The following is a 20310-nucleotide window of genomic DNA, read 5'->3' as shown; positions in this document are numbered from 1 at the left end:
GGCCACGCAGGCGGTCCGCCGTTTGGCCACGGCCACCGTCCAGGGGCTCACCTGTTGTCGTAGCGGACAACACCACCGCCCGGCGGGCGAGTTGTCGCCGCCTCCCGTCGTCCGTGCGGCCAGCGTCTTTGACGATCCGACGAAGACGCCGGCCGGGTGCGGACAGCAGCCTGGTGGTCCACCCCCGGGCGGTCCGGGGCGCCGCGCCTACGACACCGGAAGGGCACACCATGACCGGACTGACTGCCGCCGCCGAGCGACGCGAACGGATCCTCCAGGAGGCGGTGCGGCAGGGACTGCTGGATGCCGAGCGGTCTCCACTGGCCGCGTTCGTCGACCTGGACGGCGTCGCGTCGACCGTCGCCTCCCTGCACCGCGCCTTCCCCTCCTCCCCCGGTGTCCTGCACGCGTTCGCGGCCAAGGCGAACTGTCTGGTGCCGGTGCTGGCGGAACTGCGCCGGCTCGGCATGGGCTGCGAGGTGGCCACCGCGGGCGAGCTGGCCCGCGCACTGGCCGCCGGGTTCGCGCCGGAGCGGATCGTCTTCGACTCACCGGCCAAGACGGAGGCCGAACTGCGCCACGCCCTCGATCTGGGGGTGACCGTCAACGTGGACAACTACCAGGAACTGGCGAGGATCGACCGGGCTCTCGGCGACAGTGTCCCGGTCTCGCGGATCGGAGTGCGCGTCAACTCCCAGCTCGGCGGCGGCAGCATCGCCGCGATGAGCACGGCGACCAGCACGTCGAAGTTCGGCGTGCCCCTGGCGGACCCGGGCAGCCGGCAGCGGTTGCTGCGCGCCTACCACGACCACCCGTGGCTCACCTGGGTGCACACGCACGCCGGTTCACAGGGCTGCCCGCTCGACCTCATGGCCGGCGGCGTCGCGCGGGCCGTGGAGTTCGCCGAGGAGGTCAACGCCTCGCTCGGACGGCGCCAGGTGGTCGGCATCGACATCGGCGGCGGACTGCCCGTGAACTTCGCCGACGACGAGACCGCACCGACGTTCGACACCTACGTCCGGCAGTTGCGGGCACAGGCACCCGCGCTGTTCTCCGGCCGGTACGGGATCGTCACCGAGTTCGGACGCTCCGTCCTGGCCAAGAACGGCTTCACCGCCGCCTGCGTCGAGTACACCAAGAGCATGGGCGGCCGGCCGATCGCGGTCACCCACGCCGGTGTGCAGGTGGCCACCCGGACGGTGTTCAACCCCGATGCCTGGCCCCTGCGCATCGAGGCGCACGAGCCGAGCGGCAGGGCCAAGCGGGGCGGGCCGGTCCGCCAGGACATCGCGGGACCGGCCTGTTTCGCCGGGGACCTGCTGGCGCGCGACCATGCGCTGCCGCTGCTGGAACCCGGTGACCTCATCACCGTCCCGGACACCGGCGCCTACTACTTCTCGACGCCGTTCCACTACAACAGCCTGCCCGAACCCGCCGTGCACGGGGTCCGGACGGACGGCGACGGCGGGGCCGTCCACTTCGAACTCCTGCGCCCCGCGCAGGACCCCTGGGACGTGCCGGGCCAGGGTGCCCCCCGCGTGCCGGTGCGGCGCCGGGCGCACGAGCCCGTCCGCAGCGCCGGCTAGGGGGCACCGAGGTGGCACAGGCCGACCGCCGTGGGCCCGGCCGGGACGGACCGCTCCTCAGCCAGCGCGCCGCGATCGTCTTCCTGCTGGCGGCCCTGGCCGGCATCGGTGCCACCGTCCTGGCGGCGCTGGCCGGCCACGTGTGGCCGGTCGCGGTGAGCGTCGGGGGCGGGGTGCTGGCCCCCGCCGTGCTGTTCTTCAACCAGATCATCGACTAGGACGAGCGGTTGCCGGTGGCGCCACCGGCAACCGTGCCTCCGGCCTCCGGCTCCCGGCTCCCGGCTCCCGGCTCCCGCTACGGCATCTTGTCGCCGAGCAGGGCCAGGTTCTCGATGGCGGCGAGGCCGTACAGCGCGGTGTCGTTGGTGGACACCCAGGTGGCCTCGCTGCCCGGGACCAGCGCGGCCGGGCCGCTCACCTTCTCCGTCCGCCAGGGCGCCGACTCCTTGTAGCCGTCGGAGTTGTAGAACTTCTCCCAGGCCCGCGCCGCGAGCTTCTCGTCCCCCGTCTTGACGGCCGCGTACGCGTCCAGGCGCGAGTGCCCCTGGAACAGCAGCAGACTGCCGAAGTCGGAGCCGTAGCGGGCCTTCTGTTCGGCCTTGGTGGCGTTGAAGAACCGGCAGTAGTCGAAGTACGCCTCGTTGAACTTCGGCATGTCGACGAGGTCGATGAGCTCGGCGCACAGCTCGTTGAGGCCGAACACCGCCGACAGGTGGGAGACGCTCACCACGGGCTTGTCCGCGACGGCGAACTTCCCGGTGTCCAGGTCGTAGAGCCCAGTGCCCTGGACGAAGCCGTTGGGCTGGGCGGCGATGGTCTCCATGGTGGACAGCACGCGCGCCCTGGCCTTCTCCCACTTGGGGCACCTGCGCTCCCACTCCGTCAGCCAGGCCGACACCAGGCCGCTCCAGTCCGTGCCGAAGCCGATCGACAGGGCGTGCCGGTCCGGGGTGTACGGCTCGGTGCGGATCTTGCGGATCGGGTCGAGGACGAGGAACGTCTCGTCGGAGTCGACGTTGGCGTGCATGAGGTCGCCGACGCGTTCGTCCGCCGTGAGGAAGTAGTAGTAGCGCCGGTAGGTGGTGTTGGCGATGCGCTGCTGCTTGGCGCTGTCGGCGAAGTGCTGCACACCGTGCCGGGTGCCGAGGCCCGCCCATGTGCCCAGGTGGTAGACGTCGACCTCGCCGGTGTGCCGGGTCATCGCCTCGGCGAAGCGGAAGATGTCGGCGCGGCCGGAGCGCAGGTAGGCGAACCAGAGCCACAGGTCCGGCGACAGTTCGGAGTTGTCCCAGGCGTAGCCGCCGATGTCGTACCGCCACTGGTGCCGGTGCGTGTCGTAGGTGTGCATGATGTCGCCGTAGTCCCAGAAGCCGTACCAGCGGCGCTGCTCCACCTGGTCCTTGTAGTAGGTGAAGAGGAAGTCGAGGTGGTCTTCGATCTTCGCCTTGGCTGGGGTGGAACGGTCCGGCTCGGAGTACAGGCCCGGCCCGAAGACCCGGGCCCTGATGAGCTGCTTGGGCGGGGCCGCCAGCTGGGGCAGCACACGGACGGCCTGGACCTGCTCGGCGAACCGGTCGGGGCCCGGGGTCGACCCGTTGGCCCAGAAGAGGAGTTCGGAGGTGCGGGCGATGCCGTACGGGGTGCCGAACTCCGGCTCGTAGTCCTCGTAGGTGATGTTGAGGCCCTCGAGCTGCTCGGGGTAGGTGGCCTGACCCATGCCGTCGTGGTAGAAGCGCATGTCCATGGGCTGTGCCTCGGGTGACCAGAGCCAGAGGGTCACCTCGGCCTCGTCGGTGTGGGCGTCCCGGATGTCGAGCTGTGCGGGGAACTTCTCCCAGAAGTCCCGCAGCCCGAAGGAGAATCCGCCACTCGCCCCGCCCACATAGCCGAAGCCGGAGGCGCGCCGGCCACCGCCCGCGGCGACCCAGCCGTGCCCCTTCGTGGTGCGCTTGCGCAGTGTGAAGCCGTCTGCGGACAGCTGCGCGAGGGTGTAGTCGCCCCACTCGGGGATGTACTGCAGCCGGGTCGTCACCCGCTGGTCCCAGGTGCCGGGATCGGGCAGCTTCCGGCCCTCGAACTGGGCGGCCTGCACGGCCGCTCCCGGGTCCCGGCGCAGTCCGGTGATGCCCTTGACGGCCTCGCGCAGCAGTCCGGTGCCGTCACCGCCGATGCGGATGTGGCGGTCGTACGACTCGTCCCGCATGGGCACCGTGAAGCGGATCCCGAGGCCGCGGATGAAGTCGCCACTGGCCTTGCCCGGCTCCTGCGTGCCGTCGTAGGTGATGGTGTGCACCATGCGGAAGGAGTCGGCGCCTGCGTAGAAGTAGAGCCTGATGGAGAAGGGCAGCCAACTGCGGCCGCCCTTGCGGTGCTTGCCGTCGATACGGACCACCGCGCGGACCGGGCCGGCCTGTTCGACCTCGACCTTGGAGATCGCGCCGTCGAAGCGCTCGGTCCTGACCGCGCCCTGGTCCTCGTCCTCGATCTCGGGCTGGCGGATCAGCACGAGCCGGCCGTTCTTCGCGATCTCGGTGGAGCCGCGGCTGACGGACTTGACGAGGGTGGAGCCGGACGTGCCGATCCTCGCGGAGATGACACCGGTCGAGATGTCGATGGTGCCGCCGCGCTTCTGCACGGTGACCTTCTTCTCGGGTGCAGCGGGCGTCCCGGCGGCGAGGGTGAGCTTGCCGCCGCCCGAGGCGACCGCGTGCGCGGTCCACTTGAGGGAGCCGTCGGGCCAGTAGGCGAGGGGCCAGGACTGCACGGGTACGGCCTTGCCCGAGGCGTCCGTCAGGGCGAAGGTCTGGTCCTTCCGGTATGCGCCCTTCGGCCAGGGCACGCCGACGGTGGAACCGGGTGCGGCGCCGAGGCCGCCGTCCTCCAGCCAGTCCAGGGTCACCGGGTCGGCGTCACCAGGTCCGGCTCCGGGAGCGGCCTGGGCGTCCTGCGCCCCCAGAGCCCGGCTGAACTGGGCGGCGGCTCCGGTGACGGCGGCTGCCGTGAGGAGGGTTCTGCGGGGGATGGGAGACATGGCGATGCTGCCTTTCCTCGTCCGTGCGGGAAGCGAACCCTGCGCTGGTCAGGGGCATGACAGAGAGAGATCCGGCGCCGGGGCACCGACTTGGGACATGAGGGCATCTCCGTTCAGCGGTGCCGGTACCGCTCCTCCACGGCGACGGCCGCCGCCGCGACGGTCCCGAGGACGGCGACCGCCAGCGGCGCGGCGAACCAGCCGGACACCACCACCACGGCCAAGCCGCCGACGATCAGGAAGGAGCCGGCCGGATCGAGCACCGTCCGCCTTCCGGCCCCGGCCAGCAGCGTCCGCCAACGGGCCCCGGGCACCCACACGGCCGCCGCACGCAGCCCGGCGACGACGAGCCCGATCAGCGCGACGACTCCGACGGCCCCGGCGAGCGGCCCGCCGGGAATCCCCGCCCGGGTCGCCTGCACGTCCACCCAGACGGCGGCCACCGCCACCCACCCGGCGACCCCGGCGAGCCACCCGCCGCGCAGCGCCGCGCGGAAGTCGGCGACGAACTCCCGTCGGCCACCGGCCTCATGAGCGGTACGACGTCGCAGATGCCGCGCCCCGGCGGCGAACGCGGCGGGGTAGGTGACGACTCCCAGCGAGGCCACCGCGATCCACACCCCGGTCAGCAGACACTCGGCGAACACAGCGAAACCTCCCCAAGCTCTCGACTCCGCTCGAGCAGGGGAGGCCCCACTGGCGAACACCGACTTCCCCCATGCCTTCACCCGTGTCCCGGCCATGCCCGCCTCAGCCCTTCAGGCCCGACGTGGCCATGCCGTCGATCAGATAGCGCTGGAAGGCGAGGAAGAAGGCCAGCACCGGTAGCAGCGCGACCAGCGACATCGCGATCATGCCTCCGTAGTTGGCCAGGCCTTCCTGGTCGACGAACATCTTCAGGCCGAGCGAGACCGTGTACTTGTCGGGCTCGTTGAGGTAGATCAAAGGGCCCATGAAGTCGTTCCAGGAGTTGATGAAGGTGAAGATCGCGCTGGTGATCAGGGCCGGCCGGCACAGCGGCAGGACGATCGACCAGTAGATCCGCACGTGCCCGCAGCCGTCGAGGCGCGCCGCCTCGTCGAGTTCCCTGGGCATGCCGCGCATGAACTGCACCATCAGGAAGACGAAGAACGCCTCGGTGGCCAGGTACTTCCCGAGCAGCAGCGGCGTGTAGGTGTTGATCAGCTCCATGTTGCGGAACAGCACGTACTGCGGGATCAGCAGCACGTGGTACGGCAGCAGGAGCGTGCCGATCATCAGCGTGAACAGCAGATTGCGGCCCGCGAACCGGATCCTCGCGAAGGCGTAGGCCGTCAGTGAGCAGGACACCAGAACGCCGATGACCGAACCGACCGCGAGCAAGAGCGAGTTGAAGAAGAAGGTGGAGATCGAGATGTCGGCGATGCCGTCGGCGAGGCTCTTGTAGTTGCCGAGGACCGGATCGCCCGGGAACAGGTCCAGGCTGCCGATGATGTCCTCGCTCTTCTTGAAGGACCCGCCGACGACCCAGATCACCGGGTAGAGGATCACCGCGAGGATCAGCAGGGACCCGACGTGCCAGGCGAGGGAGCCGTGCAGCTTGCGCCGCAGCGCCCCGGCCGCGGCGGCGGGCTTGATGTCAGTGGCCTGCGCACTCATCGGGCGCCCTCCTCGTAGTGCACCCAGCGCTTCTGGGACCAGAACAGCACCGCCGTCACCAGGGCGACCGCGATCAGCAGCAGCCAGGCCATCGCGGAGGCCAGTCCCATACGGCTGTTCTCGAAGCCCTGGACGTAGAGGTAGCAGGTGTAGACCATCGATCCGTCGGCGGGACCGCAGGCGTTGCCTCCGGCGCCGCCGCCGACGATGTACGCCGAGCTGAAGATCTGGAAGGAGTGGATCGTCTCCAGCAGGACGTTGAAGAAGAGGACGGGGGAGATCATCGGAAGCGTGATGTTCCAGAACCGGCGGAACGGGCCCGCGCCGTCGACCTCGGCCGCCTCGTACAGCTCGCGCGGGACCTGCTTGAGGCCGGCCAGGAAGATGACCATGGGGGCGCCGAACTGCCACACGGTGAGCGCGACCAGACTGTAGATGATCATGTCCGGGTCGCCGGTCCAGCCGCCGGCGTCGATACCGAAGATCTTCTGGGTCCGGTCGACGATCGCGTCGTCCGAGAAGATCGCCTTCCAGACGATCGCGACGGACACGCTCGCGCCGATCAGTGACGGTGCGTAGAAGGCGGCACGGTAGAAGGCCTGTCCGCGCCTGCTCTGCGCGAGCAGCAGGGCCACGCCGAGGGCGGCGATCAGCTTGAGCGGCGTACCGACGGCCACGTACCAGAGCGTCACCTGCACCGAGTGGCGCCAGCGCGGATCGCCGAACATCTCGGAGAAGTTGTCCAGGCCGATCCACTGGGGAGCGTCGAACAGGTTGTAGTCGGTGAAGGCGAAGTAGAGCGAGGCGATCATCGGACCCGCCGTGAGCAGCAGGAACCCGGCGATCCACGGGGACATGAAGAGATAGCCGGCCAGGTTCTCCCGGCGCCGCCGCCGTTTGAGGGCGGCGGGGCGCGAGGAGTCCACCGGACCGTGCCGCGGCTCGGAGTCCTTGCCCTGGGGCAGGCCCTCCATCGCAGGGGCGTGTGTCACGGTGGTTCCCATCAGGTGCCGAGAGCCGTCTTCGACTCGGTGAAGAACTGCTTGACGGCCTCGCCCACCGAGCGCTTGCCCAGGCCGAGTTCCTCGCCGATCCGCAGGAAGGCGGCCTCGAAGACGTCCGCACCGTTCGGGTGCGGGGTGATCGGCTCCAGGACTCCCGCCTCGACGAGGGACTCCTCATAGGCGGCGATCGCCTTGTTGACCTCGTCGGCCGGCTTGTACGCGTCGTACTGGGCCTGCGTCGCCGGCACGCCGCGGTCGTATCCCATGATCCTGGCGACCTCGGGGTCGTGCACCATGAAGTCGATGAACTGGGCGACCTCCTTGGGGTGCTGGGTGCGCTTGGACGCGCTCAGCATGAGGGAGCCGAGGTACTGGCCGGTCTTCTTGCCGTCCGTGGTCGGGATGGGGGCCAGGCCGTACTCGCTCTTGCCCTCGGAGGTGTAGCGGACGGTGAAGTTGTCCCAGGTGAACTCACCGGCGGAGATCTCCCCGGCGACCGCCGACTTGGGCTTGATCTGGGCGACCTTCTTCTGGTTGGCGTAGCTGCCGTCCTCGACGCCCCCCTCGGCCTTCGTCCACCAGTCCGTCAGATCCGCCTCGGTGAAGCCGAGCCCGTCCTCGGCGAAGAACGCCTTGCCGTTCTGGCGCAGGTAGAGGTCGTAGAGGTACATGATGTTGTACGGGCCGGTGTCACCGGCCCGTCCCGTCCTGTCGCGGATCTTCTTCATCGCCGCGTGGTAGTCGTCCCAGGTCCAGCCCTGCTCCGGTTTCACACCGGCCCGCGCGTAGACGGGCCTGTCGATGACCAGCGCCATGGAGTTCGAACCGACCGGAACACCGAGGAGCTTCCCGTCGATCTCGCCGAACTTCTCGAGCCCGGCGCGGAATCCGTCCATCCGGAGGTTGCCGGCCTCGGCCTGCTCGCTGAGATCGAGCAGCACGTTCTTCGCGTCGTATTTCCTGAGGAAACCGATCGCATTCTGGAACACGTCCGGCGGATTCCCCCCGGAGGCTTGGGTGTTGAACTTCTTCCAGAAGTCGAGATAAGGCTGGAAGTCCGTTTTCACCTTGATCTTCGGGTACTTCTCCTCGAACAGCGCGATGGTCTTGTTGATGCGCTGGGCACGATCCTCCGCACCCCACCACGCGTAACGGATCGTCACCGTCCCGTCCGCGGACGCCCCTCCGTCGCCCCCGCAGCCGGTCGTCGCGGCCAACCCCAGCGTGGCTGCCGTGGCTCCGGCCACCTTCAGGATCGTACGTCTCTCAACATTCCTGCCGTTCACCACGGTTGGGCCTCCCCGCACATCGTTCCCGCTCGCATGAATCGTTTCAAGTAAGCGCTTGCTGGCACAAGGTACGGAGGGGCTGAGAGTGCGTCAATGATTCGGACAAGAATTTCTTGCCGAGGCAGTGGGTCACTCAGCGGGACGGGGAGGTAGGCCCGGGGACGGGCTCGGGGCGACATCGCTGGTGACGACGGCGTGGCCGGGGTGCCGAGCGCAGCGGGGCGAGCCGGACCGGTTTGTGGCGTGACCGAAAAGCGGCCCCGGGCGGCCGGAGAGGATTGTGGGGCTCGGGGGCGGGTTCCGGCCATGGGCCTGTCGCAAGGGGTGTGGCGTGTGCGGCGCCGACGGGGGTTGAGGGCGACCGCGGGGCGACGGGGGACGACCGAGGGCGGGCCGGGGCCACCGGCGAGCCGGGCGGTGCGTGACACGGCGGACGGGGGACGTGACGGCCGGCGCGAAGGGCGGGGCGGGCGGCATTCGGGCTTGGAGGATCCGAGAGCCCTCGACGGCGAGCACGACGTCACCGGTCGCCGGTCGCCATGGGGCTGTGCCGCTCGGCGCCGCCTGCCGACCGGCAGGGGCCGCGTCCCCGCCGCTCGCCGCACGGTGGTGACCACCGCTCGGGCTCCCATCAGCGGGGCGGGCCCCACGGCCGCCACTCCTGCCTGGACACGACGACGGCCCACCTGCGATGACGCAGGTGGGCCGTCGGTCCGGGTGGGCGATACTGGGTTCGAACCAGTGACCTCTTCGGTGTGAACGAAGCGCTCTCCCACTGAGCTAATCGCCCGGGCGCAGGAAGAACATTACCCCATGTCAGGGGGTGCCTGTGACGCTCACTGGTCCTTGATCTTCCACGGCATGGTGATGCCGAACTTCCACAGGTAGACGCCGACGAGGACGCCCACGATCACCAGCCCGACGGACGTCAGGATGATGTTGCGTCGCCGCACCTTGGGATCGAGGGCCCGCTGGGCCGCCTCGGTGACCTTCCGCTTGGTCCAGCGGAGCACCAGCTGGGCCCAGACGAACTCCGTCGCCCAGATCGCCATGCCGCCGAAGATCACGACCCAGCCCGGTCCGGGAAGGGGCAGCATGATGATGCCGGCGACGACGACCGCCAGCCCGATGACGAAGACCCCGACCTGCCAGCTGACGTGCAGCGCCCGGCGGGCCTTGATGAACTCCGGCGCCCGCGAGCCGAGCCCGCGGTCCTGCTCGCCGTGCACTTCGCCCGTCCCCGTCTCGTCCGACGCCACGGCCACCTCGCCCGGCTCGTCACTCCCCGTATTCATACGGCCAAACACTACCCGAGCGAAACCAGTCACCGGAATGGACGCACGACTCGAACGATCTCTCGGCCGGAAGAGTTACGTAAAGGCACGCAAAACACTCAGAGGGGTTTACAACGGCACCGTAGGTGGCATGTCGATTTCGCCGACGTGCGAATCCCCGAGCGCACACTGAGCGAAAGGCCCTGGCGCTTATGAACACCACGGTCAGCTGCGAGCTGCACCTGCGCCTCGTTGTGTCGAGCGAGTCCTCCCTGCCTGTCCCCGCAGGCCTGCGGTACGACACGGCCGACCCCTACGCCGTGCACGCCACCTTCCACACCGGAGCCGAGGAAACCGTCGAGTGGGTGTTCGCCCGCGACCTCCTCGCCGAGGGGCTTCACCGCCCCACGGGCACCGGCGACGTCCGCGTCTGGCCGTCGCGCAGTCACGGTCAGGGCGTCGTGTGCATCGCCCTGAGCTCGCCGGAGGGCGAGGCCCTGCTGGAGGCCCCGGCACGGGCCCTGGAGTCCTTCCTGAAGCGGACCGACGCCGCCGTGCCGCCCGGCACGGAACACCGGCACTTCGACCTCGACCAGGAGCTCTCGCACATCCTGGCGGAAAGCTAGGGCGAGGCACCCACAAAGCCGCCCGGCGCCGTCGACTCGGGGAGACGGCTCGGGCTCGGACAACCGCATACGGCATGACACCGGCGCCGATACCGCGACTCACGCGGTCCGGCGCCGGTTCGCGTGCGTACGCCGCCGCCGCTCGCCCCGACCCTCACCACGCGGGAACCATGGCCGGTCCGCCGGCGTTGTATTCGAAGCCGTGTGCGGGCATGTGGGCGGTCCGGTGGTGGTGGAGCCGTTACCATCGGCCAGCATCGGCGGGCGCCCGCCCGACCCTCAGGCCAGGGAGCGAATCGTGCTGATCACCCACGACACCCGGTGCGCCCTCGACACCGTGGTCGATCTGGTGAACACCGCACCGGAGGACGACACGGCGGCGGACGGGCTGCCGGACGTGGCGACCCTCGCGGAGTTCGTGCGGAACCACGAGATCAGCGATGTCGGGGTGCTCTCGGAGATCGACCTCTCCGCGGTGCGCAAGATCCGCTCACGCTTCGCCATCGTCTTCGCCGCCCCCGACGCCAGGACCGCCGCCGGCCAGATCAACGACCTGGTGGCGGCCGCCGGCACCACACCCCGGCTCACGGACCACGACGGCTACGACTGGCATGTGCACTACTTCGCACCCGGTGCCTCCGTCGCCGACCACCTGGCCGCCGACTGCGGGATGGCCCTGGCGTTCTTCGTGGTCGCCGGCGAGCAGGAGCGGCTGCGGAGGTGCGAGGCGCCGGACTGCCGGCGTGCCTTCGTCGACCTCTCCCGCAATCGCTCGCGGCGCTACTGCGACAGCCGCACCTGCGGAAACCGTCTGCATGTGGCCGCGTACCGCGCGCGCCGCAAGGAGGCGGCGGGCTGACCGCCGTCCGTCAGGCCCGGCGGGCGCCAGGGCCGCCGGGCCGCGGAGACCGTCGATGCCGGCGCGGCCCCGGCGGGTGGCGCCGGGTACCGCGGGTCAGGCTCACAGCAGCAGCAGGTCGTGCAACGAGGCCATGAGCAGCAGACTCCCGATCACCGCAAGGAAGATCATCAGTGGTGGCTGGGAGAGGGCGAAGAGGCAACCGCGCGGCTCGTCCTGCCGGGGACCTGGCTCGTCCCGTGGGAGAAAGGGCTCGTCCCGCTGAGGACGTACCTCGTCCTGCGGCGGTGCGGGGTGGCTCTGTTTCGTCGTGTGCAGCATCTCGCGGCGATGATGGCGCAGTCGCCCCGCCGCACGCGATCACTGCCCCCGTAACGTGCGGGAGTGTGCCGATTGCGCGAGGTCCGGTTCGGGTTGTGATCACTTTCGCGCGCCGACGGACCCACTGTGACGATTCAGCCCCGGGCGGGGCGGTCGTCATATGCCGTGCTTCTTGAGGATGGCCTCGATGTCGCTGAAGTCGTCCTCGCCCCTGGAGGCCGGCGCGGGCCGGGTCGCCGGGCGGGCGCCCTGCCCCAGGGAGGGCGCCGAGGCGGGTGCCACCGCATCGGGGCCGCCGGCCGCGCGGGCCGCTGCCCGGCGCTCCTTGCGGGTGCCGCCGCGCCGGCGCTCCACGGCCCGTGTGGTCATGAAGAGCACCCAGGCCACACCGAGCACCCCGAACCCGGCCCAGGCCGTCGGGCTGAACGCGGTGTCGGCCAGCCACTCGACGACGCCCGTCATCACCAGGCCGATCGGCACGAGGGAGTAGGCCGCGATACGGACCGCGGTGAGGTAGCGCTTGCGGTACGCCGTGACGACCGCGATGCCCAGGCCCGCCGCGGACACGGCGGAGCAGACGGTCTCGGCAATCATCCGGTCCTCCAGGCGTCAGGCGGTCGGGGCGGGGCACTTCGTCCCTTCCATCCTGCACCCGCGGCACCCCGGCGGGCCATGCTCCGCCAACGACATCAGGGACATCTCCGGGTCACCTCCTCCGCGGGTGCCGGTGCGGGCTGCGCCCCCGGCGCCACCTGCTGGAAGACTGTCGGTATGAGCGACTCCTCCTCCGACCGTTCCGCCGCCCCCGTCCTCGAGGTCTGGTGCGACCTCCAGTGCCCGGACTGCCGCACCGCGCTGGACGATCTCCGTGCCCTGCGCGCCCGCTACGGGGAGCGTCTGGAGCTGCGGCTGCGGCACTTCCCGCTGGAGAAGAACAAGCACGCCTTCGCCGCCGCCCAGGCCGCCGAGGAGGCGTGGGAGCAGGGCCGGGGGTGGCCGTACGTCGAGGCGCTGCTCGGCCGGGTCGAGGAGCTGGGGCGTCGGGGGGAATCCTTCCTGGTCGAGCTGGCCCGCGAACTGGACCTGGACGCCGAGGAGTTCGACACCGCGCTGATCGACGGCCGGCACATCCTGTTCGTGGACGCCGACCAGGCCGAGGGCAAGGCGATCGGCGTGACCGGCACCCCGACGTACGTCATCGGCGGTGAGCGGCTCGACGGCGGCAAGAGTCAGGAGGGGCTGCGCGAGCGGATCGAGGAGATCGCGGACCGGCTGCTGGCCGGGCCGGAACACTGACCTCCCCTGGCCCGGCCCCGGCTCCCGGGCCGCTACAACAGCGGCTTGTACATGGCGTACTGCGTGGTCGTGTAGCCGAGTGAGTCGTAGAGCCGCTCGGCGGGGGCGTTGCCGGCGAAGACGTTGAGACCGAGGGTCCGCCTGCCCTCGGCGATCGTCTGGGCCTCGGCGAGCAGCATCAGGGTGCGGCCGTGGCCCTTCCCCCGGTGGGCGGCGTCGGTCTCGACGTCGAAGACGAACGCGCTGCCCTCGCGCACCGCCAGCCACAGCGTGCCCACCGGTGTACCCAGGTGCTCGACGACGCTGATGAGCATGCCGGAGGTGGCGAGCCCGTCGGGCAGCAGGGTGGCGTGGTCGCGCTCGGACTTGGCCCGGGCCTCGGCCTCCGGGACGCCCCGCTCCATCCAGCTGTGCGCGTAGTCCTCCAGGCCCTTCTCCAGCCAGGGGCCGAACTCCGCGTCGGTCATGGGCCGGGCGCGGCTGCCCTCCGGCAGCTCCGGCGGGGTGTCGCCGAGGGCCTTCTCCATGCCGCGGTTGCGGACGACGTAGCCGAGCGCAGTGGCGAGCCGGAGCCCGGCCCCGGAGGCGGCCGGGACCGAGACTTCGATGCGGCGGCACCCCCAGCCGCGCGCCACCTCCTCCGCGGCGAGCGCGGCGACCGTGGCCCGGCCCCGCCCGCGGTCCGGTTCCTCGATGTGCAGCTTCATGATCCGGGCCACCGCGTCGCCGAACACGGGATGCGTGCCGAGGTGTATCGCCCCCACGGGACGGCTGTTCACGCACACCTGGTAGCGGCGTGAGCGCGTCCCGTCGGCGTTCTGCTGAAGCGGCTCGGTCGGCCGCAGGGTCGTGGTCATCAGGGGTGTTCTACCCGCAACCACGGCCGTGGTCAGCCGAATTTGCGGGGGCTGTCAGGGGTCGAGGTCGTTCCCCGCCCGCTCCTCGAAGATCCGCATGGCCTTGACGGTCACCGGGCCGGGCGCGCCGGGCAGCTCACGGCCGTCGACGCGGTGCACGGCCTGCACGTCCCGCAGGGTGGACGTCAGGAAGATCTCCTCGGCCCGTTCCAGGACGTCAAGCGGCAGGTCGGTCTCCTTCGCGCCGGTCCATTCGGCCGTCAGCGCACGTGTGATGCCGGCGAGGCAGCCGGAGGCGAGCGGCGGCGTGTGGATCTCGCCGTCGAGGACGACGAAGACGTTCGACCCGGTGCCCTCGCACAGCTGCCCCACGGTGTTGGCGAACAGGGCTTCGGAGGCGCCCTGTTCACGGGCACGGGCCAGAGCGACGACGTTCTCGGCGTACGAGGTGGTCTTCAGGCCGGTGAGCGCGCCGCGCTCGTTGCGGGTCCAGGGCACGGTGATCACGGCGGTGGAGTCGGGGCGCCGCGTCGTCTCGCCCAGGGCGACGACGAGGGTCGGGCCGTGGTCACCGCGGTCGGAGCCGAGGGGGCCGTGGCCGCCGGTGTACGTGATGCGCAGCCGGCCGAGCGGTACGGGACCGGCCTCCAGGACGGCGGCGCAGGCGCGGCGCACCTCGTCGTGGTCCGGGTCCGGCAGCCCGAGGCCGCGTGCGGAGCGGGTCAGCCGGTCGAGGTGCCGGGTGAGGGCGAACGGCAGGCCGTTCACGGCCTTCACGGTCTCGAAGACGCCGTCGCCCACGGTCAGCCCGTGGTCGAAGACGGAGACGCGGGCGGAGTCGATGTCCTGCAGTCCGCCGTCGAGCCAGATCTTCACGTCAGGTCCTCTCCACTCACCTCGTACGTTCCCGACGCTATCGCGAGCAGCCGGGACGCCTTGAGCTCGGTCTCCCGCCACTCCCCCTCGGGGTCGGAACCCCAGGTGATGCCCGCTCCCGTACCGAAGCGCAGCATGCCGGCGGTCCGGTCGATCCAGAAGGTACGAATGCCGACGGCGAGCTCGCCGGTCCCCCGGTCGGCGTCGACCCAGCCGATCCCGCCGCAGTACGGGCCCCTGGGCGCCGTCTCCAGGGCGTCGATGATCCGCAGCGCGCTGGACTTGGGCGCGCCGGTGACCGAGCCGGGCGGGAAGGCGGCGCCGAGCAGCTCGGCCCAGCCCGCCCCGTCGGCCAGCTCGCCGCGGACCGTCGAGACGAGATGGACCAGCCCCGGGTGCTTCTCGACGGCGCACAGGTCGGGCACCGACACACTGCCCGTGGCGCACACCCGTCCGATGTCGTTGCGGACGAGGTCCACGATCATGACGTTCTCGGCGTAGTCCTTCTCCAGCAGGTCGGCCTCCGTCCTGCCGGTGCCCTTGATCGGTCCGGACTCGACGACCCGGCCGTCGCGCCGCAGGAACAGTTCGGGCGAGGCGGTGGCGATCTCCACACCGTGCCCGGGCAGGCGGATCGTCCCCGCGTAGGGGGCCGGGTTGCCGCGGGCGAGCAGTGCGGTGAGGGCGTCCACGTCGGCGCGGGGCGGGACGGGCGCGGACAGCACCCGGCACAGGTTCGCCTGGTAGACCTCGCCGGCCGCGATGTGGTCACGGATCCTCCGCACCCCGGACGTGTACGTGGCGCGGTCGAGCGAGGACGTCCAGTCACCGACGGCCGGGCCGTGCCATGCGCCGGGGGCCGCGGCGGGCACGTCCGCCGTCCTGATCCGCGCGAAGCGGGCGCAGGTCAGACGGCCCTCGAAGTCGGCGCAGACGGCCCAGAAGCCGCTGGACTCCAGGGCTTCGGGATCGTCGGTGACGTCGAGGAGCCCGGTGGCGACGCGGTGGCCGAAGCGGGCGAGAGGAGGGAGGTCGAGCACGGAGTCGAGTCTAGGGCGGGTGTCTCAAAGGTGACCCGGGGATGTCCCGTCGCGCGGCCCTGTGACCTCCCTGAGCAGGGGAGGCGCAGCACGCTGCACAAACGCGTTTTTGTACTGGCCCCGGTATCCGCTAGAGTTCAACACGTCGCCGGGCCGCGAGAGCGGACCGAAACGACAGGCGGACGTAGCTCAGTTGGTAGAGCGCAACCTTGCCAAGGTTGAGGTCGCGAGTTCGAACCTCGTCGTCCGCTCGAAGGAAGAGGGGGCTTCCCGGTCCCCTACACTCCTGGTGGAGTGGCCGAGAGGCGAGGCAACGGCCTGCAAAGCCGTCTACACGGGTTCAAATCCCGTCTCCACCTCCAAGGACGATTAGCTCAGCGGGAGAGCGCTTCCCTGACACGGAAGAGGTCACTGGTTCAATCCCAGTATCGTCCACTGGATCTTTCAAGATCCTTACCCGCGCGATTAGCTCAGCGGGAGAGCGCTTCCCTGACACGGAAGAGGTCACTGGTTCAATCCCAGTATCGCGCACGCAGTGCCCATGACCGGATGCGGTCCGTGTTCATGGTCCCGAGGACGATTAGCTCAGCGGGAGAGCGCTTCCCTGACACGGAAGAGGTCACTGGTTCAATCCCAGTATCGTCCACATCACACAGGAGCCCCCGGCCGTTCGCGGCCGGGGGCTCCTGTCGTGCCATGACTCAGGACGAGAACAGCATGTGCCCGAAGCTCTTGTGGCGGTGGTGTCCATGGTGGCCGTGATGTCCGTGGCCTCCGTGCGGGGCGCCCCAGGCGGGGGCCGGCGGGGCGGGGTAGGCCTGCGGAGCGGGCGGGGGCGGCGGGGCGGCCTGGGACCACTGGGACTCCAGGCGGGTCAGGGACTCCAGTTCGCCGTAGTCGAGAAAGATGCCGCGGCAGCCGCTGCACTGCTCTATCTGTACGCCGTTGCGGTTGTACGTGTGCATCGGTGCGTGGCACTTCGGACACTGCATGGTCGTTCAACTCCTCGCCGGTCGGTCCTGCTTCAGGTGTCGCCAGGACAGACTCTGTCCCGCTGTGCTCGGTTGCACCCTACTTCGCGTGCTCCGGCGTCAACTGTGGCGGGACGGTAGCCATTCGGTCACAGGCGTCCACGACCGACCGCTCCACCTCGTCCAGCGGCCGGCCGGCCTCGACCGCCTTGGCGACGGCCCGGGCCGCGGTCTGCGCGGTGAGGGCCCGGGCGGCGACGTCGAGAGCGGGCCAGGGGTCGCCCTCGGCGGGTACGGCCGGGCCGCCGGCCTCCCGGTAGGCGGTGAGGAACCGGTCCCACTCCCCGGGTGGGAGCAGGCCGCAGGCGTACCAGGCCGCGGGGCGGGCGAGGTCCCAGGCGGGGACACCGGCGCCCAGGTCGTCCACGTCGATCAGCAGCCAGGGGCCGTCGGGCGCGGGGCGGCGTATGAGCTGGCCGAGGTGGAGGTCGCCGTGGCAGAGGGCGCCGGAGTGCGGCATCGGCGCCTCGCCGCGGGCCCAGGGCGGGAGGGTGGCCCAGGCCCGCAGGACGGGGACGGCGGCCGGGTGCGGGCCGGCCTCGCGCAGCCGGGCCATGGCCCGGGCCGCCTTGACGGGGCCGCGCATGGGGGGCAGGCCCCGTGGGAGCGGGGTGCGGTGGAGGCGGGCGAGGAGGGTGGCGGCCGCTTCCCAGGGGGCGGCGTCCGGGTCGTCCGGGTCCACGGGAGTGCCGTACGGCCAGAACGTCACGAGGCGGCCGTGCAGGGTGACCGGGGAGGGCGGGAGAGGCGGCAGAAGGATGCCGGGAAGGCGGGCGGCCACACGGAGGCGGGCGCGCAGTTCGGCCGGGTCGCTGTCCGGCGGGTGCGCCTTGGCGACGGTGTCCGCGTGGCGTACGACGATGCCGTCCGGGCGGTCCGCGAGCGTGGCCGCGCCGCAGGGGCAGGCCGACGAGCGGGCGTGGGCGGCCGCTCGGGCCCTGAGGGTGAGCGCGTGCACGAGGGGGGCGGAGGTCACGGTGTGAGAGTACGGGCGGCGGGGTGCGCGGTGTCAGGAACAACCGGAAGCGGGCCCCCGGCATGCCCGGGCCTGGATACCGGTGAGGTGGGATGGCCGGCTGTGGGAAAAGCAATGCCGGCGCAGCTCCCCAGCTGCGCCGGCATCTGTGCCGTCCGCCGCACCCCCGTCCCCACGGGGTTTCATGGGTGTGATGTCCCCGCCCGGACCGCTCTTCCGGGCCTGGGGTCGCCGCTCAGCGCCCCAGCATCTCGCCCACGGACGACGCCTGTGTGGCCACTGTCTCCCACCCGTCGAAGACGAGGAGGAGCAGGACCGCCAGGGGAAGGGCCATCAGCGTCGCCACCAGCGGGTGGCGGCGGCCCGTGCGGCGGGGGCGGAACGCGGCGGCGTATGCCTTGCGTCCCTCCTCGCGGAGCAGTGTCCGCGGTGCCGTCTGGGCCATGGTCCCTCTCCTGACCGTTCTCAGTTGTCGTTGGCAGCGGCGGGCGTCTGACCTCGGGGGACGAGTGCTGCCACCCGCCGCTTGACCTCAAATCTAGGCGTCCGGCCCCTCCGCGGCGTCATGCCCTCGTACCGATTGCCGGGCCTCCCCGAGGATGAGCCGCCACCTGCGATGTACTCCCCTGGGTGGAGACGAGGGCGCGGGACTCAGGGTCTTCCCCGACGGGACGCCTGGATCACCCCTCTTTGTCCGAGCCCCCCTCCCGCGGAACGGGCTGTTCCACGAGCGCGAGCACCCGATTCGCCATGAAGCGGGCGGTACGCACGACTGTCTCTCCCCCGCCGCCTGAACGGTGCGAGGGACCCCCATCGGGTGACTTCGCTCACTTCCACGAGGCCTCGGTGTACCGCCGTCTCCGCCCTGCGGCCCGCCCTGCTCGCCGCGACCTCGCAGGTGCGTGTCGTGTCCCGCGCACCCCGAGCCATCTCCACACGATCACCTTGCGCAGGAGCAATCCCCCTTCTGCGAAGGGTGGTTGAGGTCACTCTTCACGCGAAGTCCGCCTCTTCGCGCCTTCCCTGACCACTCTTCAAGTCTCCCGCCCACCACTGACAATCCATCACGCCGAGAGGGCGCGGCCTCTGCGCGCGGGCGGCCGTGGAAACGTAAGCTGTGGCTCGTCACAGGACCGGGCAGCGGGGATGAACATGGCGATGATGCGCCTGAGGCGCGAGGACCCGCGCGTCGTCGGCTCGTTCAAGCTTCACAGACGGCTCGGCGCGGGCGGGATGGGCGTGGTCTACCTGGGCTCCGACAAGAAGGGGCAGCGGGTCGCGCTCAAGGTCATCCGCCCCGACCTGGCGGAGGACCAGGAGTTCCGCTCCCGGTTCGCCCGTGAGGTCTCGGCGGCCCGGCGGATCCGCGGGGGCTGCACGGCCCGGCTGGTGGCGGCCGACCTCGACGCGGACCGCCCCTGGTTCGCCACCCAGTACGTGCCCGGCCCGTCCCTGCACGACAAGGTCGCGGCCGAGGGACCGCTCGGCGCGGCCGATGTCGCGGCCGTGGGTGCCGCCCTGTCGGAGGGCCTGGTCGCGGTGCACGAGGCCGGGGTGGTGCACCGGGACCTGAAGCCGTCCAACATCCTGCTGTCCCCGAAGGGGCCGCGGATCATCGACTTCGGCATCGCCTGGGCCACCGGCGCCTCCACGCTCACCCATGTCGGCACGGCGGTCGGCTCGCCCGGCTTCCTCGCGCCGGAGCAGGTGCGCGGGGCCGCCGTCACCCCCGCCACGGACGTGTTCTCGCTCGGTGCCACGCTCGCGTACTCCTCGATGGGCGACTCGCCCTTCGGGCACGGCAGTTCCGAGGTGATGCTGTACCGCGTGGTGCACGAGGAGCCGCAGTTGCACGGTGTGCCCGACGCGCTGGCGCCGCTCGTCCGGGCGTGTCTGGCGAAGGATCCCGAGGAGCGCCCCAGCACGCTCCAACTGTCGCTGCGTCTCAAGGAGATCGCGGCCCGGGAGTCACAGGACCTGGCCGGCGTACGGCCGCCCGCGCCGCGCGGCGCCGAGGGCGACCGGCCCGTCGACACCTATCCCGAGCGGACCCGGCGTCCCCCGGCGCAGCACGGTTCCGGCACGTCCGGGGCCCAGCGGGGCAGGGCCACTCCCCCGCCACGGGGTTCCGCACCCTCCCGGGACGGCCATGCGCCGGACGGTACGGCGTCCCAGAGCGGGGCCGGTACGCGGGGCGGGAACCGGTCGACGGGGAGCGGAAGCCGGAGCAGGAACCCGGCGCGCGGGCCCGGTACCGCCCGGGGCGGCACCGCGTCCCGGTCGGGGTCACGGCCGACGCCCACCGGGCGCGACGGGTCGCGGCCGGGCAGCGGCGGACGCCCCGCCCCGCACAGCGGCACCGGGCGTCCGGCGTCCAGGAACACGGGGACCCGACTGCGACCCGCCAATCCGCGGTTGCTGCGGCAGCGGCTGTTCGTGTTCGTCGTGGTGACGTTGCTGGTGGCCGTCGGCATCGCCCTGGTGCAGGGCTGCCAGGGTCCGGCGCGGGGGCTCGGCGACGGGGACGGCGTACGGCAGGAGCACGTCCAGCAGGTCGAACGCCCACGGCACTTCGAGCCGTAGGATCCGGGCCGCGCGACTGGGCC

At 71.1% G+C, this 20310-nt stretch carries 20 protein-coding genes, 6 tRNA genes and 1 pseudogene; 11 read left to right on the top strand and 16 right to left on the bottom strand.

What is annotated here, in order from left to right:
- Positions 1 to 230 precede the first annotated feature (230 nt).
- The gene (locus tag ACIQU3_RS08590; RefSeq protein WP_403924040.1) at positions 231 to 1586 is read left to right on the top strand and encodes a diaminopimelate decarboxylase; all 1356 of its coding nucleotides are present in this window, start codon (positions 231 to 233) and stop codon (positions 1584 to 1586) included.
- 11 nt (positions 1587 to 1597) lie between these two features.
- Positions 1598 to 1804 carry a hypothetical protein gene (locus ACIQU3_RS08585; RefSeq protein ID WP_403924037.1) on the top strand — a complete coding sequence of 69 codons (207 nt, stop codon included), beginning with the start codon at positions 1598 to 1600 and terminating at the stop codon, positions 1802 to 1804.
- A 77-nt stretch (positions 1805 to 1881) separates the two neighbouring features.
- Here the strand turns inward: ACIQU3_RS08585 and ACIQU3_RS08580 are convergent, their stop codons facing one another.
- The 7 genes from ACIQU3_RS08580 to ACIQU3_RS08550 all read right to left on the bottom strand — a co-directional run bounded on the left by ACIQU3_RS08580 (position 1882) and on the right by ACIQU3_RS08550 (position 9843).
- Positions 1882 to 4617 (bottom strand): Tat pathway signal sequence domain protein, encoded by a 2736-nt coding sequence (locus ACIQU3_RS08580; RefSeq protein ID WP_403924033.1) that lies wholly within the window; start codon positions 4615 to 4617, stop codon positions 1882 to 1884.
- Positions 4618 to 4730: 113 nt separating this feature from the next.
- Positions 4731 to 5360, bottom strand: coding sequence for a hypothetical protein (locus ACIQU3_RS08575; protein ID WP_403728568.1), 630 nt, complete (start codon positions 5358 to 5360; stop codon positions 4731 to 4733).
- 7 nt (positions 5361 to 5367) lie between these two features.
- Positions 5368 to 6255, bottom strand: coding sequence for a carbohydrate ABC transporter permease (locus ACIQU3_RS08570; protein ID WP_403728570.1), 888 nt, complete (start codon positions 6253 to 6255; stop codon positions 5368 to 5370).
- Positions 6252 to 7259: a carbohydrate ABC transporter permease gene (locus tag ACIQU3_RS08565; RefSeq protein WP_403728574.1), complete on the bottom strand. Its 1008-nt coding sequence runs from the start codon at positions 7257 to 7259 to the stop codon at positions 6252 to 6254. The genes ACIQU3_RS08570 and ACIQU3_RS08565 overlap by 4 nt, the downstream gene beginning before the upstream one ends.
- Positions 7259 to 8548 carry an ABC transporter substrate-binding protein gene (locus ACIQU3_RS08560; protein ID WP_403924030.1) on the bottom strand — a complete coding sequence of 430 codons (1290 nt, stop codon included), beginning with the start codon at positions 8546 to 8548 and terminating at the stop codon, positions 7259 to 7261. Before ACIQU3_RS08560 ends, ACIQU3_RS08565 begins: the two co-directional genes overlap by 1 nt.
- Positions 8549 to 9266: 718 nt before the next feature.
- Positions 9267 to 9338, bottom strand: a tRNA-Val gene (locus tag ACIQU3_RS08555).
- A 46-nt stretch (positions 9339 to 9384) separates the two neighbouring features.
- Entirely contained in the window at positions 9385 to 9843 is a 459-nt protein-coding gene (locus tag ACIQU3_RS08550) for a TIGR02611 family protein (RefSeq protein ID WP_403728579.1), read from the bottom strand.
- Positions 9844 to 10034: 191 nt separating this feature from the next.
- Between ACIQU3_RS08550 and ACIQU3_RS08545 the strand changes: the two genes are divergently transcribed.
- Both ACIQU3_RS08545 and ACIQU3_RS08540 read left to right on the top strand, forming a co-directional pair.
- Positions 10035 to 10448, top strand: coding sequence for an SsgA family sporulation/cell division regulator (locus ACIQU3_RS08545; protein ID WP_004002642.1), 414 nt, complete (start codon positions 10035 to 10037; stop codon positions 10446 to 10448).
- A 298-nt stretch (positions 10449 to 10746) separates the two neighbouring features.
- A complete protein-coding gene (locus tag ACIQU3_RS08540; RefSeq protein ID WP_403728581.1) occupies positions 10747 to 11307 on the top strand; it encodes a CGNR zinc finger domain-containing protein in 561 nt (186 codons plus the stop codon).
- A gap of 102 nt (positions 11308 to 11409) precedes the next feature.
- On the opposite strand, the gene ACIQU3_RS08535 is transcribed toward ACIQU3_RS08540, so the two are convergent.
- Both ACIQU3_RS08535 and ACIQU3_RS08530 read right to left on the bottom strand, forming a co-directional pair.
- Positions 11410 to 11628 carry a hypothetical protein gene (locus tag ACIQU3_RS08535; protein ID WP_403728583.1) on the bottom strand — a complete coding sequence of 73 codons (219 nt, stop codon included), beginning with the start codon at positions 11626 to 11628 and terminating at the stop codon, positions 11410 to 11412.
- 156 nt (positions 11629 to 11784) lie between these two features.
- Positions 11785 to 12222 carry a hypothetical protein gene (locus ACIQU3_RS08530; RefSeq protein WP_403728585.1) on the bottom strand — a complete coding sequence of 146 codons (438 nt, stop codon included), beginning with the start codon at positions 12220 to 12222 and terminating at the stop codon, positions 11785 to 11787.
- Between the two features lie 177 nt (positions 12223 to 12399).
- Between ACIQU3_RS08530 and ACIQU3_RS08525 the strand changes: the two genes are divergently transcribed.
- Positions 12400 to 12924, top strand: a complete 525-nt coding sequence (locus tag ACIQU3_RS08525) for a DsbA family protein (protein WP_403924027.1) — start codon at positions 12400 to 12402, stop codon at positions 12922 to 12924.
- A 32-nt stretch (positions 12925 to 12956) separates the two neighbouring features.
- On the opposite strand, the gene ACIQU3_RS08520 is transcribed toward ACIQU3_RS08525, so the two are convergent.
- Genes ACIQU3_RS08520 through ACIQU3_RS08510 form a run of 3 tightly spaced genes read right to left on the bottom strand, consistent with a single transcriptional unit; the run spans position 12957 to position 15697 of the window.
- Positions 12957 to 13781, bottom strand: a complete 825-nt coding sequence (locus ACIQU3_RS08520) for a GNAT family N-acetyltransferase (protein WP_403728593.1) — start codon at positions 13779 to 13781, stop codon at positions 12957 to 12959.
- 54 nt (positions 13782 to 13835) lie between these two features.
- On the bottom strand, positions 13836 to 14657 hold the full coding sequence (locus ACIQU3_RS08515) for an aminotransferase class IV (RefSeq protein ID WP_403728595.1): 822 nt from the start codon (positions 14655 to 14657) through the stop codon (positions 13836 to 13838).
- Entirely contained in the window at positions 14654 to 15697 is a 1044-nt protein-coding gene (locus ACIQU3_RS08510; protein ID WP_403728597.1) for a chorismate-binding protein, read from the bottom strand. The genes ACIQU3_RS08515 and ACIQU3_RS08510 overlap by 4 nt, the downstream gene beginning before the upstream one ends.
- A 178-nt stretch (positions 15698 to 15875) precedes the next feature.
- Here ACIQU3_RS08510 and ACIQU3_RS08505 point away from each other — a divergent pair.
- The 5 genes from ACIQU3_RS08505 (at position 15876) to ACIQU3_RS08485 (ending at position 16343) form a co-directional block, all read left to right on the top strand.
- A tRNA-Gly gene (locus ACIQU3_RS08505) sits at positions 15876 to 15948 on the top strand.
- 37 nt (positions 15949 to 15985) lie between these two features.
- Positions 15986 to 16059 (top strand) — tRNA-Cys (locus ACIQU3_RS08500).
- Position 16060: 1 nt separating this feature from the next.
- Positions 16061 to 16132, top strand: a tRNA-Val gene (locus ACIQU3_RS08495).
- A gap of 24 nt (positions 16133 to 16156) precedes the next feature.
- Positions 16157 to 16228 (top strand) — tRNA-Val (locus ACIQU3_RS08490).
- Between the two features lie 43 nt (positions 16229 to 16271).
- A tRNA-Val gene (locus ACIQU3_RS08485) sits at positions 16272 to 16343 on the top strand.
- 55 nt (positions 16344 to 16398) lie between these two features.
- Here the strand turns inward: ACIQU3_RS08485 and ACIQU3_RS08480 are convergent.
- From ACIQU3_RS08480 to ACIQU3_RS08465, 4 genes and pseudogenes are all read right to left on the bottom strand, one after another.
- Complete coding sequence (locus tag ACIQU3_RS08480) at positions 16399 to 16689, bottom strand: zf-TFIIB domain-containing protein (protein ID WP_344368180.1); 291 nt, start codon at positions 16687 to 16689, stop codon at positions 16399 to 16401.
- 79 nt (positions 16690 to 16768) lie between these two features.
- Positions 16769 to 17704 (bottom strand): phosphotransferase family protein, encoded by a 936-nt coding sequence (locus tag ACIQU3_RS08475; protein ID WP_403924024.1) that lies wholly within the window; start codon positions 17702 to 17704, stop codon positions 16769 to 16771.
- A 235-nt stretch (positions 17705 to 17939) separates the two neighbouring features.
- Positions 17940 to 18149, bottom strand: a complete 210-nt coding sequence (locus ACIQU3_RS08470) for a hypothetical protein (RefSeq protein WP_403728602.1) — start codon at positions 18147 to 18149, stop codon at positions 17940 to 17942.
- Between the two features lie 235 nt (positions 18150 to 18384).
- Positions 18385 to 18634, bottom strand: a pseudogene (locus ACIQU3_RS08465) (hypothetical protein).
- Positions 18635 to 18850: 216 nt separating this feature from the next.
- Between ACIQU3_RS08465 and ACIQU3_RS08460 the strand changes: the two are divergent.
- Positions 18851 to 20287, top strand: a complete 1437-nt coding sequence (locus ACIQU3_RS08460; RefSeq protein WP_403728604.1) for a protein kinase — start codon at positions 18851 to 18853, stop codon at positions 20285 to 20287.
- Positions 20288 to 20310 lie beyond the last annotated feature (23 nt).

Origin of the sequence: Streptomyces sp. NPDC101110, assembly GCF_044759525.1 — a bacterium.
Taxonomy (GTDB): domain Bacteria; phylum Actinomycetota; class Actinomycetes; order Streptomycetales; family Streptomycetaceae; genus Streptomyces.
The sequence above is the reverse complement of the archived record's forward strand: the minus strand, read 5'-3'. Positions and strand labels throughout refer to the sequence as shown.